15 protein-coding genes are annotated in these 13,538 nt (G+C 71.6%); 9 read left to right on the forward strand and 6 right to left on the reverse strand.

The window, feature by feature from the left end:
- Window positions 1-209, forward strand: a 209-nt coding sequence (locus A4R44_RS50095; RefSeq protein WP_232791532.1) for a trypsin-like serine protease, incomplete at its 5' end; no start/stop codon positions are given.
- A 55-nt stretch (window positions 210-264) separates the two neighbouring features.
- On the opposite strand, the gene A4R44_RS08495 is transcribed toward A4R44_RS50095, so the two are convergent.
- Together A4R44_RS08495 and A4R44_RS08500 are read right to left on the reverse strand one after the other, a co-directional pair.
- Window positions 265-1,707 carry a class I adenylate-forming enzyme family protein gene (locus A4R44_RS08495; RefSeq protein ID WP_095213235.1) on the reverse strand — a complete coding sequence of 481 codons (1,443 nt, stop codon included), beginning with the start codon at window positions 1,705-1,707 and terminating at the stop codon, window positions 265-267.
- Window positions 1,708-1,756: 49 nt separating this feature from the next.
- Window positions 1,757-2,728, reverse strand: coding sequence for a hypothetical protein (locus tag A4R44_RS08500; RefSeq protein WP_067577910.1), 972 nt, complete (start codon window positions 2,726-2,728; stop codon window positions 1,757-1,759).
- Window positions 2,729-2,942: 214 nt separating this feature from the next.
- On the opposite strand from A4R44_RS08500, the gene A4R44_RS08505 reads away from it, so the two are divergent.
- The 6 genes from A4R44_RS08505 to A4R44_RS08530 all read left to right on the forward strand — a co-directional run bounded on the left by A4R44_RS08505 (window position 2,943) and on the right by A4R44_RS08530 (window position 7,057).
- Window positions 2,943-3,284 (forward strand): WXG100 family type VII secretion target, encoded by a 342-nt coding sequence (locus A4R44_RS08505; RefSeq protein WP_093576046.1) that lies wholly within the window; start codon window positions 2,943-2,945, stop codon window positions 3,282-3,284.
- Window positions 3,285-3,300: 16 nt separating this feature from the next.
- Window positions 3,301-3,600 (forward strand): hypothetical protein, encoded by a 300-nt coding sequence (locus A4R44_RS08510; protein WP_037809581.1) that lies wholly within the window; start codon window positions 3,301-3,303, stop codon window positions 3,598-3,600.
- A 97-nt stretch (window positions 3,601-3,697) separates the two neighbouring features.
- Complete coding sequence (locus tag A4R44_RS08515) at window positions 3,698-4,081, forward strand: hypothetical protein (protein ID WP_067577914.1); 384 nt, start codon at window positions 3,698-3,700, stop codon at window positions 4,079-4,081.
- Entirely contained in the window at window positions 4,078-5,397 is a 1,320-nt protein-coding gene (locus A4R44_RS08520; RefSeq protein WP_067577916.1) for a WXG100 family type VII secretion target, read from the forward strand. The genes A4R44_RS08515 and A4R44_RS08520 overlap by 4 nt, the downstream gene beginning before the upstream one ends.
- Window positions 5,394-6,671, forward strand: a complete 1,278-nt coding sequence (locus A4R44_RS08525) for an alpha/beta hydrolase (RefSeq protein ID WP_067577918.1) — start codon at window positions 5,394-5,396, stop codon at window positions 6,669-6,671. Before A4R44_RS08520 ends, A4R44_RS08525 begins: the two co-directional genes overlap by 4 nt.
- Complete coding sequence (locus A4R44_RS08530; RefSeq protein WP_067577920.1) at window positions 6,668-7,057, forward strand: hypothetical protein; 390 nt, start codon at window positions 6,668-6,670, stop codon at window positions 7,055-7,057. The genes A4R44_RS08525 and A4R44_RS08530 overlap by 4 nt, the downstream gene beginning before the upstream one ends.
- 155 nt (window positions 7,058-7,212) lie before the next feature.
- Here A4R44_RS08530 and A4R44_RS08535 read toward each other — a convergent pair whose 3' ends face one another.
- From A4R44_RS08535 to nadA, 4 genes are all read right to left on the reverse strand, one after another.
- Window positions 7,213-8,385 carry a S8 family serine peptidase gene (locus tag A4R44_RS08535; protein ID WP_067577923.1) on the reverse strand — a complete coding sequence of 391 codons (1,173 nt, stop codon included), beginning with the start codon at window positions 8,383-8,385 and terminating at the stop codon, window positions 7,213-7,215.
- A gap of 62 nt (window positions 8,386-8,447) precedes the next feature.
- Window positions 8,448-9,341 carry a carboxylating nicotinate-nucleotide diphosphorylase gene (nadC, locus tag A4R44_RS08540; RefSeq protein ID WP_067577924.1) on the reverse strand — a complete coding sequence of 298 codons (894 nt, stop codon included), beginning with the start codon at window positions 9,339-9,341 and terminating at the stop codon, window positions 8,448-8,450.
- Window positions 9,338-10,987, reverse strand: a complete 1,650-nt coding sequence (locus A4R44_RS08545; protein WP_095213236.1) for an L-aspartate oxidase — start codon at window positions 10,985-10,987, stop codon at window positions 9,338-9,340. Before A4R44_RS08545 ends, nadC begins: the two co-directional genes overlap by 4 nt.
- On the reverse strand, window positions 10,984-11,994 hold the full coding sequence (gene nadA, locus A4R44_RS08550; RefSeq protein ID WP_067577926.1) for a quinolinate synthase NadA: 1,011 nt from the start codon (window positions 11,992-11,994) through the stop codon (window positions 10,984-10,986). Before nadA ends, A4R44_RS08545 begins: the two co-directional genes overlap by 4 nt.
- A 134-nt stretch (window positions 11,995-12,128) precedes the next feature.
- Here nadA and A4R44_RS08555 point away from each other — a divergent pair, with 134 nt between their 5' ends.
- Together A4R44_RS08555 and A4R44_RS08560 are read left to right on the forward strand one after the other, a co-directional pair.
- On the forward strand, window positions 12,129-12,782 hold the full coding sequence (locus A4R44_RS08555) for an NUDIX domain-containing protein (protein WP_202507341.1): 654 nt from the start codon (window positions 12,129-12,131) through the stop codon (window positions 12,780-12,782).
- A 43-nt stretch (window positions 12,783-12,825) separates the two neighbouring features.
- The coding region (locus A4R44_RS08560; protein WP_067578167.1) for an LON peptidase substrate-binding domain-containing protein at window positions 12,826-13,538 on the forward strand (713 nt) is incomplete at its 3' end.

A 13,538-nucleotide genomic window follows, 5' to 3' on the forward strand; every position in this document is an offset into this window, starting at 1 on the left:
CGGATGCCTTCAACGGCAAGGCAATCGCGAGCAAGGGCGTCACCGGCTCCTCGTGGCACGGAGACTCCGGCGGCCCGCAGCTGGCCGACGGCGTCCAGGTCGGCGTCTGCTCGACCGGCGAGAACTCCGGCAGCGACGAGCACGGCACGCAGAACTACGCCAGCGTCGCCGGCAGCCGCGACTGGATCAAGCAGACCGCGGGCGTCTGATCCGCGCGTTCCGGCCTGCCGCCCCCGTGCGCGGCAGGCCGGAACCCCGCGGGATTCACCGGGCGAGGGCGCGCAACGCGGCCTTGTCCGGTTTCCCCGATTCCGCGACCGGGACCTCGGCCAGCACCGTGAACGAGGCCGGAACCGCGGCCTCCCCCACTTCCGCGGCGACCGCCGCCCGCAATTCCCCCGGATCGGGCTCGCACCCCGGCGCGGCGACCACGAACGCGTGCGCCGCTTCCCCGGTCCGTTCATCCGGAACCGCGACGACATACGCCTGATCCACGGCGGAATGCGCGGCGAGCGCGCGCTCGATCGGACCGGTGTGATGAAGCACCGCGTTCACGATCACCACATCCCGGGCGCGGCCGGTCAAATACAAGAACCCGCGTTCGTCGAGCCGCCCGATGTCCTGCGTGCGGACCCAGCCGTCGGCCAGCACCGTCGCGCTCAGCGGGGGATCGCGCCAGTATCCCGCGAAAGCCCTTGCGGTACGGGCGAAAACCTCCCCCGTCACCCCAGCGGGCACCGCACGCCCCGAACCATCCCGCACCTCCAGCGAGACCCCCTCGACCGGCAGTCCGACCGACGCGATCGCCTCCGGGCGCTCCGCGACGTCCGCCGTGCCCAGCACAGTCAATTTCCCGGTCTCGGTCTGCCCGTACCCTTGCCGCAGCGCGGGCCCGATTCGCGCGAACCCCTCGGCCAGCAACCCCGGTTCCACCGGAGACCCGGCGACAGTCAGCGCCCGCAGCCCGGAAAGATCGATTTCCTCCTCCCGCAGCACATCCAGCATCCGATACAGCCGGGGAACCGTCACCAGCGCCGCCGTGATGTCCAGCCTCGGCAGAATCCGGGGAAAGTCCGGGAGCCCCGCCGGGATCACCACGGTACCGCCCGCGAGCAAGCAAGCCTGCGCATGCAACACCATCACCGCGCTGCTCAAAGTCCCGAACAGCAGAAACCGCCGGTAGTCCGCCGCCGATTCCCCCGCCCGCTGCTCCAGCCCGAACTCGCCCAACGCGTCGAACCGATACGCGACCCCCTTGGGCACCCCCGTGCTCCCGCTGGTGAACACCACCCAGCCGAGGTCTGACGGTTTCCCGCACGGCACCGGTTCCTCATGCGCGGCAAGGAGTTCCGGCCCGATCGGAAGCGTCCGCACGCCCGCCTGCTCCGGCAGTTCGGCGTCAGTCACCACCGCGGCCACCCCGTCGAGCACCGCGTCGAGATGCGCCGCGGGCAGCCCGGCCCGCACGCCCACCGCCCGAGCCCCCAGTGTCTGCACCGCGATCTGGACGGCCCATCCCTCCGGCGTCACCCCGGTCGCGAGCCCGACCCCGTCGCCCGGCCGGATCCCGGCCGCCCGCAGCCCGGCGGCGAACCGGCCGATCAGGTCGAGCACCTCGCCCCGGCGCACCCGCCGGTCCCCGTGCTCGAACGCGACCGCGTCCGGCGCGCGCCGCAGCGAATCCAGCAGGTCTTGGGGAAATGCCATCACGCCGTCCTCCCGTCGGGCCAACCCGCCAAGGGGTACCGGAGAGATCTCAGAATCCCCTCAGCGCATGCCGCTCATCGGGAACGCTCACCGCCCGGACCGACCGCACGCCGCCCAGCGCCACCACCGCGACCAACCCGGCAGTCGCAGCCAGCGTCCAGAAGTCCGGCCGCACGATCGACTGTCCCCGCATCGCCTGCCACGCCGTGATCACGATGACCCCGGCGTACCCGACCGCACCGGTCCACACCAGCCGGCGCCGCACAAGCTCGTTCGACAGCACCGGATACCGCCGGGAAAGCGCCACCAGCGCGAGCGCCAGAAGCGGCAACGCCTGAATCGCGTGGATCCCCACGAAATGCGTGATCCGCAGGTCCCCGCCGACCGTGCTCCAGCCCAGCAGCGGCAGCCCCGGCCCGCCGTCCTCGAGCCCGACCGTGTGCCCGCCGATCATCGACGGCTTCCCGCCGCCGTCCAGCACCCGCTGCTGCGCCGGGCTGGCCGAGAACATCATGAGCGCCACTCCCATTCCGCCCGCCGCGAGCGCGGTTCCCCACCGCAGCGCGGACGTCAGCGCGCGGTCCGGCAGCTTGTGGAACAGCAGCAGCACGACGACCGCGGCGGTCGCGCCCCACGCGGTGAACGCGCCGGTGGCCAGGACGTTGCCGATCGTCACGTCGGCCGGCGTCGCGTGATTGAAGTGCAGCGGCCGGTCGTGGAGCAGCACCTGCCATACCAGCAGTGCCATGTCCGTGCCCATGCCCACCGCGAACGCCGTGCCCATCCACCAGCCAGCCCGGCGGCCGCGCTGCACCAGCGAGAGCAGCCACGCCAGCGTCGGTGCGTACAGCGCCACCGAAACCGCGAATTTGAACGGTTTCGCCCACAGCGGCGCGTTGACGAGCGTGCGATCATCCAGGAGCAGCCCGAACCCGCACGCGACCAGCAGCACCGCCATCGCCCCGGCCAGCACGCCGAGCGGGCGGTGCAGCCGGAACAGTCGTAATCCCCAGGAAGTCATGGGGGTCAGCCTGGCCGCGCGCGGGGGCGCGAGCACTGGCGTCGTCCCCCGTCTCGGGGGTAGGGAGCGCCCCACCTGTGGGTAATAGTGCCGTCAAAGCGACCGGCAGTTGTGCCGTTTGACCACACCCGCTTCTTTTCTAGCGTGACATTCACATCGCGCGGCCCGCCGCGCACCGGGATTTTCCACGAGAGGGAAGGAGGTGGCCCGTCAGATGTCCAGTCCGGGATTCCAGGCAGATTCAGCTGCCATGACGCGCGCCGTCCAGGGCTTCGAGGAGACCGCGTCGAGCGCGAAGACGACGATGGCCAGCTTGGAGTCCGAGCTGACCGAGACGCTGCGGAATTACAAGGGCGACCAGGCCGTCGCGTTCTGGGACCTGCAGCGCAGGCTCCAGGAGAAGATGACCGCGGCCGTCCGCGAGCTGGACACGATGTCGCAGCTGGTGCACACCAGCCACGCGAACTACAACTCGGGCGACTCCGACGTGCACCAGAGCTTCCAGAGCGTCAGCCACACCGTCGAGGGCAACGTGATCCCTCGCCTCAACCCCTGAGAGAGGACAAGACACCATGGCTGACGTCGTAGAAATCAGCTTCGGGGCCCTGCAGCACAGCTCCGCGTCGCTCGCCGCCAAGGCGAAGGCGCTGACCTCCCAGCTGGAGCAGCTGCACCAGAACCTGCAGCCGATCACCCAGACCTGGTACGCCTCGGGCAGCTCCGCCGGTGAAGCGGCGCGCGCCTCCGAGACCCGGCTCCGCCAGGCGACCGCCGACATCGTCGCGATCATCGCGCAGTTCGGCACCAAGGTCGGCGACGCCCACGATCTCCAGCACCAGCTGGAGAACCGCAACCAGGGCCTGTTCGCCTGATCCGGCCCCGACGCCGGCCGTCCGGGGCGGGACCACCCCCCGCCCGCTCCGGACGGCCGGCTTTCCCGCGTCCTGCCGCACGAGAGGTCACCGGCCGATGCCCGACCAGTCGTACTACGTCCACCTGGAATCGCTGAGCGACTTCGTCCGGGAGCTGGAAACCCAGATCCACGCGATGTCCCGGCCGAACGACTTCCTGCGCACCCTCGGCGAGCATCCGCTGCTGTTCGGGGAGTTCGGGGAAGCCGCTTCGCTCGCCGACGCCCACCACGCCGCGGTCGCCGAGATGCAGGGCCTGCTGGAGCAGGTCCGCGGGGCGATCACGTTCGCTCAGGACGTCACCACCACCGTCGCCGACGGATACGCCCAGGCCGACCAGTCGGTCGCGGGCGACCTGCACCAATCGGGTCAGCAGACCGGTCTGCTGGACCCGCTTTTCTCGTTGCTGGGCCTTGATTCTTCAGGGGGTAAGAACGCATGAGCGGGCCTCGCACCAACTTCGCCGGCTACACCCACCAGCAGCTCTACGCGATGCTGCAGGCGGGCGACCCGACCACCGTGCGCGCCGCGGCCGAACAGTGGAGTTCGGCCTCGCGCGGGCTGTACGACCAGGCCGAAAACCTGTCGGACCAGCTCACCGACTTCTCCAGCTCGTGGACCGGCGGCGCGGCCGACCAGTACCGGACCATGATGACCGACCTCGTGGGCGGCATCCGCAAGGTCGCGGTCACCGCCCAGGGCATGCGCGACATGCTGGAGGACGCCGCGGACGCGCTGGTCAAGGCGAAGGCCGAGATGCCGCCGCCGGTCGCGGTGCCGGACGTCTCCCCCGCCGACGTCGCGCTGGCGGTCAATCCGCCGCTGCTTCCGGCGGACACCCCGCCGGCCACGATCATCGCCGCGACGCAGCAGCGGCAGCAGGCGATCGCCAACGTCGAAGCGCAGCAACAGGCCGCCAACGCCGCCGGCTCCGCGCACGCGAAGGCGATCGTCGTCATGAACAACCTCGCGACGAACTACGACACCGCCGAGGACTCGATCCCGGTCTCGCCGAACGCGGCCGCCCCTCCGCCCAAGCCGGTCCCCGGCGGCGGCGCTTCGCCCGGCGGCACCGGAGCGGTCGGCAACACTCCGGACGGCGGCACCGCGGTCGGCGCACCGGTCGACTCGCACCCGCTGCCCGCCGACGGCACACAGGTCCCCGGCTCCGAGCCAGGGCATCCGGCGCAGAATCCGGGCAGCCCGCTGTTCGGCGACATGTTCACCGCCGGTCTCGCGGCCGCGTCCGCGGCGGCGTTCGGCCGGTTCGGATCGATCATGCCGAAGGTTCCGCCGTGGGCCTCGGGCAAGGACAAAGACAAGAACGGCAAGGACAAGGAGCCGGACACTCCGCCGGGCATGAAGCTCGGCGGCGGCGCCGGTCCCGAGGGCGGGAGCGGCGGCGGGATCCCGGTCGGCGGCGGAGGCGCTCCGTCGATCGACGGCGGCGGCATTCCGTCCGGCGGAGGCCTCAGCGGTGCCGGGGAAGCTCCGGCCGCGCACTCCGGGCTCGCCGGGAACGCGCAGTCGAACGTCCTCAGCGGACTCGCGGGCGGTGCCGCCGGTGCGGCGGGCGCGGCGGCCAAGAGCGCCATGCCGATGATGCCCATGATGCCGATGGGCGGCATGGGGGCGGGCGGCGACCTGGGCTCCGGCCGCCGGATTCCCGCGTGGCTCGTCGAAACCGAGAACGTGTGGGGCCAGCAGGCTCCGGTCGCGCCCTCGGTCGTCGGCGAAGAGCCGGCCGACCAGCCGTGACCGACGGCTACCGGGTCGCCCCGGCGAAACTCGCCAGCGCGGCGTCCGAATTGGACGCCCGCACCGGCGCGCTCCGGACCGTGCAGCAGGCCGTGGCGGGCGAACGAGTGCCCGCCACGGCCTTCGGCCAGGTGTCCGCGTCGTCCGGATGTGCCGCCGGGCTCGCGAAAACGCTCAGCGCACTCGCCGCGGACGTCGACCAGCGCGTCGCTCGCGCCCAGGTTCTTCGCGACGGCCTCACGGCTTCGTCGGCGGGCTACCGGCGCGCCGACGAGCAGGTGGCGGCGATGTACCGCTCGCTGCTGCCCGAAGACCCGGTGCCCTCAGCCGGGAAATCCGCCGCCGCCGGCGGCTGGGCCGGGACCGTCGCGGCCAACCGGATGAAGGTTTCCGACGCGCTCGCCGCCGAGCGGACCCGCCTGGCCGGACTGTCCGATCCGGACGCCATCGCCCGCTCGAAGCGGCGAATCGCCTTGTACCAAAGCATTATCGACGACCACCGGCAGATCCTGCGGTTCGACCCGTCCGGCAACGGCCGGATCGCCGAACTGGTCGGCACGATCCAGCCGGGCACGCGCAACGTCGGGCTGTTCGTGCCCGGCGTGCACACCCGGATGGACACCTTCCAGTCCTACGCCGACCTCGGGCGCAGCCTCGTCGCCGCCGACCCGAGCGGCCGGACCGCGATGGTCGTCTGGGCCGACGGCGTGTTCCCGCAGAATGTCACCACCGAGGGCGCCGAAGCCAGCTACGCGCAGACGATGGCCCCGAACCTCAAGGCGTTCGGCGACGAGCTGCGCGGCCAGGTCGACTCCCAGACCGGCGGCGCGGCGACCATCACCGCGATCGGCCACAGCTACGGCGGCGCCACCGTCGGGCTCGCTGACCAGCAAGGCTTGCCAGTGGACCGGGTGCTGCACGTAGAGTCGGCGGGCATGGGACACGGCGTATGGAGCCCAGCGGACCTGCCGCCGAGCCAGGCAGGCGTGCAGCGGTACTCGATGACCGCCCCGCTGGACCCGATCATCCTCGCCCAGGGCAACGCCGGGGCCCTGGAATGGACCGGCATCGGCCACGGTGCCGACCCGGACACCTTCCCCGGCGTCACCGACCTCACCACCGGCCACGACGCGGCCGGAAACGTGCAGTGGGGGTTGTCCTCGCACAGCGGCGTGCTCAAACCGGGTTCGGATTCGTGGGAGAACATCTACGGCGTCCTGACCGGTGGTCACGTCACCGAGGCCCCCGTGCCGGTTCCGGCGGTGCTTCCGTGATCACGCGGCAATTGAAGGATCTGGCCGCCGAGCTGACGAACGTCGTCGACAGCGTCGCCGCCGCGTTCGGCCCTCGCGCAGTGCCCACAGTGGACGGTGAGCTGGACTGCGATCCGGCGCAGCCAGGGCATGTGGTGTGCTGGCAGTACGGGGTCCGGCTGGAGGACAGCCCGGCAGCTTTGCGGGTGCTGGCCGAAGCGGTGCGGCCGACGCTGGAAACAGCGGGCTGGGAAGCGTACGACCGCAGCACTTACCGCGAGGTCATCGCGCGGTTTTCCCGTGCGGGCGCGGATTTCAGCGTGCACATCGCGCGCGACGGGCGTGGGGTGGCGATCATCGGCTCGACCCGGCTCGTGAGTGCTGATCCCGACGCTGACGAAGACTGACCCCGCACGCCCGCGCCGCTTCGTGAGTGCTGATCACGGGTGAGAACCGGCAAAAACACGCACGACTCCCACCGCGCCGCCAACCTTCGCACGCAACGGACGCGAGCCCGCCCCGCCGCGTGAGTGGTCATCGCGGTGAGAACCGGCACGAACACTCACGACGCGCGGAACCGCGACGGCCGCCACCCGCGCCGCCGCCCCCGCCGGAACGCCGCCACGCCGATCCCCGCCGCGGCCGCCGCCACAACCCCGCCCACCGCGACGACTCCCGCCGCCACCTCGGACGCCGGCCGAGCTTGCGCCGCGGCCGGAACCACCGCGGGCAGCTCAGACCGCACCGCGGCCGCGCTCGGACCGGGCGCGTCAGCGGGCAACGTCGAAGACACCGCAGCGTAAGCGTCGAGCATTCCCCACCCTCGGCGCGGATCGTGCGCCCCGGACGGCGGACGGGAAGCGGTGAGCAGCAACCGGTTCACCACCTCCTCGCCCTTCAGCTCCGGATGCGCCGAACGAACGAGCGCCGCCACCCCGGCGACATACGCCGCGGCCAGGCTCGGGTCAGTGATCGGCCAGCGATGCGCGACCGCGCCCCCGCCGCCCGCCGACGTGCTCACCAGATTCGCGCCGGGCGCGGCGATTCCGAGGTAGTCCCCGGCTTCGGCCTGCACCGGCGCGCCGGATTCGTCGGTCGAACCGACCGCGAGCACGCCCTTCGAAGCGGTCGGGTAAGTGTGCGCCCCTTGCTGAGTGGCCGCCGCGGCCGAAATCACCACGGCCCCGCGCGACTTCGCGTGCTCGAGCGCCGCGCCGAGCGCCGGGCTGTCCGAACCCGCCGGGACCGCCACGAGAATCACACCCGCACCCTGGTCGGCCGCCGTGTCGATCGCCCCCGCCAGCGCACCGGGATCGCCGCCGCCGTCCGAGGACGAACCGGTGCTTTCGGTATAGCGCAAGGGAAGCAGCTTCACGCCGGGTGCGACGCCGGTGAACGTGGTCTCGTTCGCCTGCTGCGCGCCGACGATGCCGGCGGCGATCGTGCCGCGGCCGTCGCAATCGGAATCCGCGGTGCCCGCGCCGCCGAGCACCTGTCCGGGCCCGAATTGCGCGTTCTGCTTGTCGACACCGGTGCCGATCACCGCGACGGTCTGGCCCTCGCCTCTGGTCAGCGCCCACAGCCGCGGCGGGTTGACCAGCCGCTGCCCCCACGACACCGCCCCGGTGTAGGGACCGGACGGATTCGCGCACGCGGCCGCCCCGGCCGAGGTCGCCGTGCTGGGCAGGCCGAGCGCCACGAGCGCGGCCACCGCTCCGGCGGCAATTCCCCGCACCGCGGCCCCCTCCCCTTGCCGGACAAGGAGATTCTAGTGGAGAACGGGCCGCGGCGACAGGGTCAGCGCAGGTCCATCCCGAGATCGAGAGCGGGCGAGGAATGCGTGAGCCCGCCGACGGCGAGGTAGTCCACACCGGACTCGGCGTACGCCCGCGCCCGGTCGAGCGTCAGCCCGCCGGACGATTCCAGCCGCGTCTTCGGCGACACCTCATCCCGCCGCGCGACCGCCTTCACGCACTCCTCCGGCGTGAAGTTGTCGAGCAGCACCTCGTCCGCCCCGGCGGTCAGCGCCTCGTCCAGCTGGGCCAGATCGTCCACCTCGACCTCGCACGCCAGCCGCGGCGCGTGCTCCCGTGCCGCCGCCAGCGCCGCGGTGACCGAACCGGCCGCGACCACATGGTTGTCCTTGATCAGCACCGCGTCGCCAAGACCCATCCGGTGGTTCACGCCGCCGCCGCATCGCACCGCGTACTTCTGCAGCAGCCGCAACCCCGGTGTCGTCTTGCGCGAATCCCTTACCGCAGCACCGGTTCCCTCGATCGCGGACACCCACGCCGCGGTCGCCGTCGCCACTCCGGACAGCTGGCACACCAGGTTCAGCGCCGTGCGCTCAGCGGTCAGCAACCCGCGCACCGGACCGCGCAGCACGAGCACCGGCTCCCCCGCGACCGCGGTCAAACCGTCCTCGCGGATCGAGACCACCTCGCAGTCGGCCCCGAGCACCTCGTCGAAAACCGCCAGCGCCACCGGAATCCCGGCCACGACACCGGAGACGCGCGGCGTCAACTCCGCCACCGCGCGGGCGCCGGCCGGAACCGTGGACGCCGTCGTGGCGTCCGGCCCGTACCGCAAATCCTCTTCCAGCGCGGTGGTCACGACCCGCCGGACATCAGCGACGTCCAGCCCGTCCACCACCAGCGCCCGCACCACCGCTTCCGAAAATTCCCCGCTCATGCCACCCCTTCCAACGATGTCGCCTCGACCAGCACCGGCTGCCCCGACGGGCTCAGCCGGATCAGCTGGCTCCGCCGCAGCCCTTCGACCCGCTCCGGGAAGTCCGTCCGCACGTGGCATCCCCGCGATTCGCTCCGCCGCTCCGCCGCCGCGAGCAACGCCTGCGCGGCCAAGGTGAGCGCCGCGTCCTCGACCGCGGTGTGCGTCCACAACGGACTGTCCGTTGCCGACAAATCGAGCGCCGACCCCGCCGCGGCCAGCCCGTCGGCATCCCGGCCGATCGCCGCGTACCGGCTCATCACCCGTTGCAGCACATCACGTTCCGCGGTCGGCGCGACTGTCCGTTCCGGAATCCGGCCCCGCGACGGATCCGGCAGCAATCCGGCGGCCAGATCCGCGGCGACCGCCTCCGCGGCCCGCCGCCCGACGACCAATCCTTCGAGAAGACTGTTGGACGCCAACCGGTTCGCCCCGTGCAACCCGGTGCGAGCCACCTCGCCAGCCGCGTACAGCCCGCGCACCGTCGAGCGTCCGTCCACAGTGGCCACCACACCGCCGCACGCGAAGTGCGCCGCGGGCGTCACCGGAATCGCGTCCACTGCCGGGTCGATCCCCAGCACCGCGCACGCCGCGTGCACTGTCGGGAACCGCTTCGCGAACCCGGGAATGCCAGTGGCGTCAAGGAAAACGTGATCGTCGATGCCGCCGGGAGCCAACGTCTGCCGCCGACTGATCGCCGCCGCCACGACGTCGCGCGGAGCCAGGTCGCCGAGCGGATGCACCCCGGCCATCACCGACGCGCCCGCGCCGTCCACCAGCGTCGCACCCTCGCCGCGCACCGCCTCCGTGACGAGCGGACACCGCCCGCGCGCGCCCGGCGTGTACAGCACCGTCGGGTGGAACTGCACGAACTCGATGTCGGCCACCGCCGCACCAGCGCGCAACGCGAGCGCCAACCCGTCGCCGGTCGCGATCTCCGGATTGGAGGTCGCCTGGTACAGCTGCCCGTATCCGCCGCTGGCCAGCACCACCGCCGACGCGCGCACAACCCCCGGCACACCGTTGCGGTCGAGCACCGTCACCCCGGCCACCTCGCCCGCGGACGTGCGCAGCGCGTCGACGGCGATGTGGTGCTCCAGCACCGGGATCCGCCGCTCGCCTGCCTGGGCGACGAGCGCGCGCTCGACCTCCGCACCAGTCGCGTCGCCGCCCGCGTGGATCACCCGGAACGCGCTGTGCCCGCCCTCGCGAGCCCGCGACAGCCCGCTCGCGCTGTGATCGAACACCGCGCCGTTCTGCCGCAACTCAGTGACTGCCGCCGGACCGCCGCCAACGATCGACCGAACGGCGTCCTCGTCGCACAGCCCGGCTCCCGCGGTGAGCGTGTCCGCCGTGTGCTTCTCGACCGTGTCGCCCTCGTCGCGCTCGCCGTCGAGCACCACGGCCACGCCGCCCTGCGCCCACCGCGTGTTGCCGTCCGCGACCGCCGCCTTCGTCACGACCAGCACGTGCAGCCCGAGTTCGCGGGCCCGCAGCGCCGCGGACAGCCCCGCCACGCCACTGCCGATCACCACCGCATCGGCCCGGGCCTCCCACCGCGGATCCGGTGGGGTTTTCGCCTCATCGGCGCTAACTAGGCCGCTCATTCCCCACCGCCAGGCTGCCCGATTTCGATCATCCGCCGCACCGAGGCACGCGCCCGCGAGGCCGTCTCCGGGTCGACGTGGACCTCGTCCGCGCCCTCGGTCAGGCTCCGCAGCAGCGCGGCCGGAGTGATCATCTTCATGTACCGGCACGACGCCCGGTCGTTCACCGCGCGGAAGTCGATTTCCGGCGCCGCCTTGCGCAGCTGGTGGATCATGCCGATCTCGGTGGCCACGAGCACCGAGCTCGCCTTGGTGTCGCGCGCCGCGTGCACCATGTCGCCGGTGGAGAGGATCTTGACCCGCTCCGGGGCCACCGCACCCTCGCCCGCCAGGTAAAGCGCCGAGGTCGCACAGCCGCATTCGGGGTGGATGAACAGGTCGGCGTCCGGGTTCTCCTCGGCGCGCGCGGCCAGCTCGGCCCCGTTGATCCCGGCGTGCACGTGGCACTCCCCGGCCCAGATGTGCATGTTCTCGCGCCCCGTCACGCGCTTGACGTGCGCGCCGAGGAACTGGTCCGGCAGGAAGAGAACTTCCTGGTCAGCAGGGATGGAAGCGACGACGTCGACCGCGTTCGACGACGTGCAGCAGATGTCCGTCTCGGCCTTGACCTCGGCCGTCGTGTTCACATACGAGACGACCACCGCGCCCGGGTGCTCGGCCTTCCACTCGCGCAACTGGGCGCCGGTGATGGAGTCGGCGAGCGAGCAGCCGGCCCGCGCGTCCGGGATCAGCACCGTCTTCTCCGGAGCCAGGATCTTCGCCGTCTCGGCCATGAAGTGCACGCCGCAGAAGACGATCGTCGACGCGTCGCTGCTGGCCGCGATGCGGCTGAGCGCCAGAGAGTCGCCGGTGAAGTCCGCGATGTCCTGGATCTCCGGGACCTGGTAGTTGTGCGCGAGCAGCACCGCGTCGCGCTTGCGGGCGAGCTCCCGCACGCGGGCGGCCCAGTCGGCGTCCGCCTCGACCCCGCCGTAAGGGGTCAGATCCTGGTCAAGCGTGGTGGTCATGTGTTCGGCCCTCTCGAGAATCGCCGGCCTCGGAACCGGATCGACCCCGGTTCCTCCCCATCCCGGTTTTCGCCTTATAATCGAAAACCGTGCGAAGCCATCTTAACACCCAAGCCCCCCTCGCCCACGAGGTTCTGGCGGCAGTCCTTCAAGTGCGCTCGGACACACTGCGCGTGCTTTTGTGGCGCCGAGCGCTCGATCCGCACCTCGGCCGCTGGTCGCTTCCCGGCGGCAGGCTGCGCCCCGACGAGGACGTCGAAACCTCCATCCGGCGGCAGCTCGCGGAGAAGGTGGACGTACGCCAGCTGAAGCACGTAGAGCAGCTCGCCGTGTTCAGCGCACCGGACCGTGTCCCCGGCCCCCGCGTCGTAGCCACCGCGTTCCTCGGCCTGGTCCCCTCCGGCGTCGACCCAGCAGTCCCCGAAGACACCGAGTGGCACGACGTGAACGCGCTGCCGCGCACCGCGTTCGACCACGAGGCGATCGTGCTGCGCGCCCGCGACCGCCTGCGGTCGAAACTGAGCTACACCAACCTGGGTTTCGCGCTGGCCCCAGAGGAATTCACCATCTCCGCGTTAAGGGGCCTGTACTCCGCCGCACTCGGCTACAAAGTGTCCGCGACGAACCTGCAACGCGTGCTCCAGCGGCGCGGCCTGCTGATCCCCACCGGCCACACCGCGGCCCCCGGCCGGAGCGGCGGACGACCTGCGGCGCTGTTTTCTTTTGCCGCGAAAGACATGCACATCACCGACCCTTTCGCGGTACTGAAGCCCCCTCCGCGGCGGTAAACACGAACTGCGGCGGGGCTCCGCAGCCCGTACCGTGGACGCCGTGACCGAGCCAGAGCAGTGCCCCAGCGGAACGGCGACCCTGCCGTTGTTCCCGCTGCAAACCGTGCTGCTCCCCGGAACGCACCTGCCGCTGCACATCTTCGAACCGCGCTACCGGCAGCTCACCGCGGACCTGGTGACCGGCAACGTCCCCGAGCACGAGTTCGGCGTGGTCGCCCTGCGCGCCCCGCTTGTCCGCGAGGTCAGTGGTTTGGACCACGTGTACAGCGTCGGCTGCAGCACGATCCTGCGCGAAGCGAAACGCCTCCCCGACGGCCGCTACGACGTAGTCACGCGCGCCGCCCGCCGCTTCCGCCTGCGCGAACTGCACCAAGCGTCCGCGCCGTACCTGATGGCCGAGGTCGACTGGCTCCCCGACGACCCAGTCCCCGCCTCAGCGGAGTCCACGGCCCGCCAACTGGCTGAAGTAGCGAGAGGCACCCACCAGCGATACTGCGAAGCCGCCTGGCACGCAGACGACTGGCACCCACCCCACGACGACGCCGATCTGGGCGAACTCGCCTACCAGCTAGCCGCCGACTGCCTGCTCCCGCTGGAGGACCGGCAGCTGCTGCTGGAGGAAACCCACCCGCTTCGCCGCCTGCGCATCGCCTGCCGCCTGCTCACCCGGGAAGCCGGCTTCCTGGAAACCCTGGGCGCGGTCCCCCTGCCGCCCACCGAACTGGCGACCTTCACCAAACCCGCAGACCTGAA

The organism is Amycolatopsis sp. M39 (assembly GCF_001651785.1).
Classification (GTDB): Bacteria; Actinomycetota; Actinomycetes; order Mycobacteriales; family Pseudonocardiaceae; genus Amycolatopsis; species Amycolatopsis rubida.

Excerpts from the sequence above, each read along its gene's own strand:
- A4R44_RS08495 (WP_095213235.1), bottom strand. The coding sequence starts at position 1,707 with ATGGCATTTCCCCAAGACCTGCTGGATTCGCTGCGGCGCGCGCCGGAC.
- A4R44_RS08500 (WP_067577910.1), bottom strand. The coding sequence starts at position 2,728 with ATGACTTCCTGGGGATTACGACTGTTCCGGCTGCACCGCCCGCTCGGC.
- A4R44_RS08505 (WP_093576046.1), top strand. The coding sequence starts at position 2,943 with ATGTCCAGTCCGGGATTCCAGGCAGATTCAGCTGCCATGACGCGCGCC.
- A4R44_RS08510 (WP_037809581.1), top strand. The coding sequence starts at position 3,301 with ATGGCTGACGTCGTAGAAATCAGCTTCGGGGCCCTGCAGCACAGCTCC.
- A4R44_RS08515 (WP_067577914.1), top strand. The coding sequence starts at position 3,698 with ATGCCCGACCAGTCGTACTACGTCCACCTGGAATCGCTGAGCGACTTC.
- A4R44_RS08520 (WP_067577916.1), top strand. The coding sequence starts at position 4,078 with ATGAGCGGGCCTCGCACCAACTTCGCCGGCTACACCCACCAGCAGCTC.
- nadC (WP_067577924.1), bottom strand. The coding sequence starts at position 9,341 with ATGAGCGGGGAATTTTCGGAAGCGGTGGTGCGGGCGCTGGTGGTGGAC.
- A4R44_RS08545 (WP_095213236.1), bottom strand. The coding sequence starts at position 10,987 with ATGAGCGGCCTAGTTAGCGCCGATGAGGCGAAAACCCCACCGGATCCG.
- nadA (WP_067577926.1), bottom strand. The coding sequence starts at position 11,994 with ATGACCACCACGCTTGACCAGGATCTGACCCCTTACGGCGGGGTCGAG.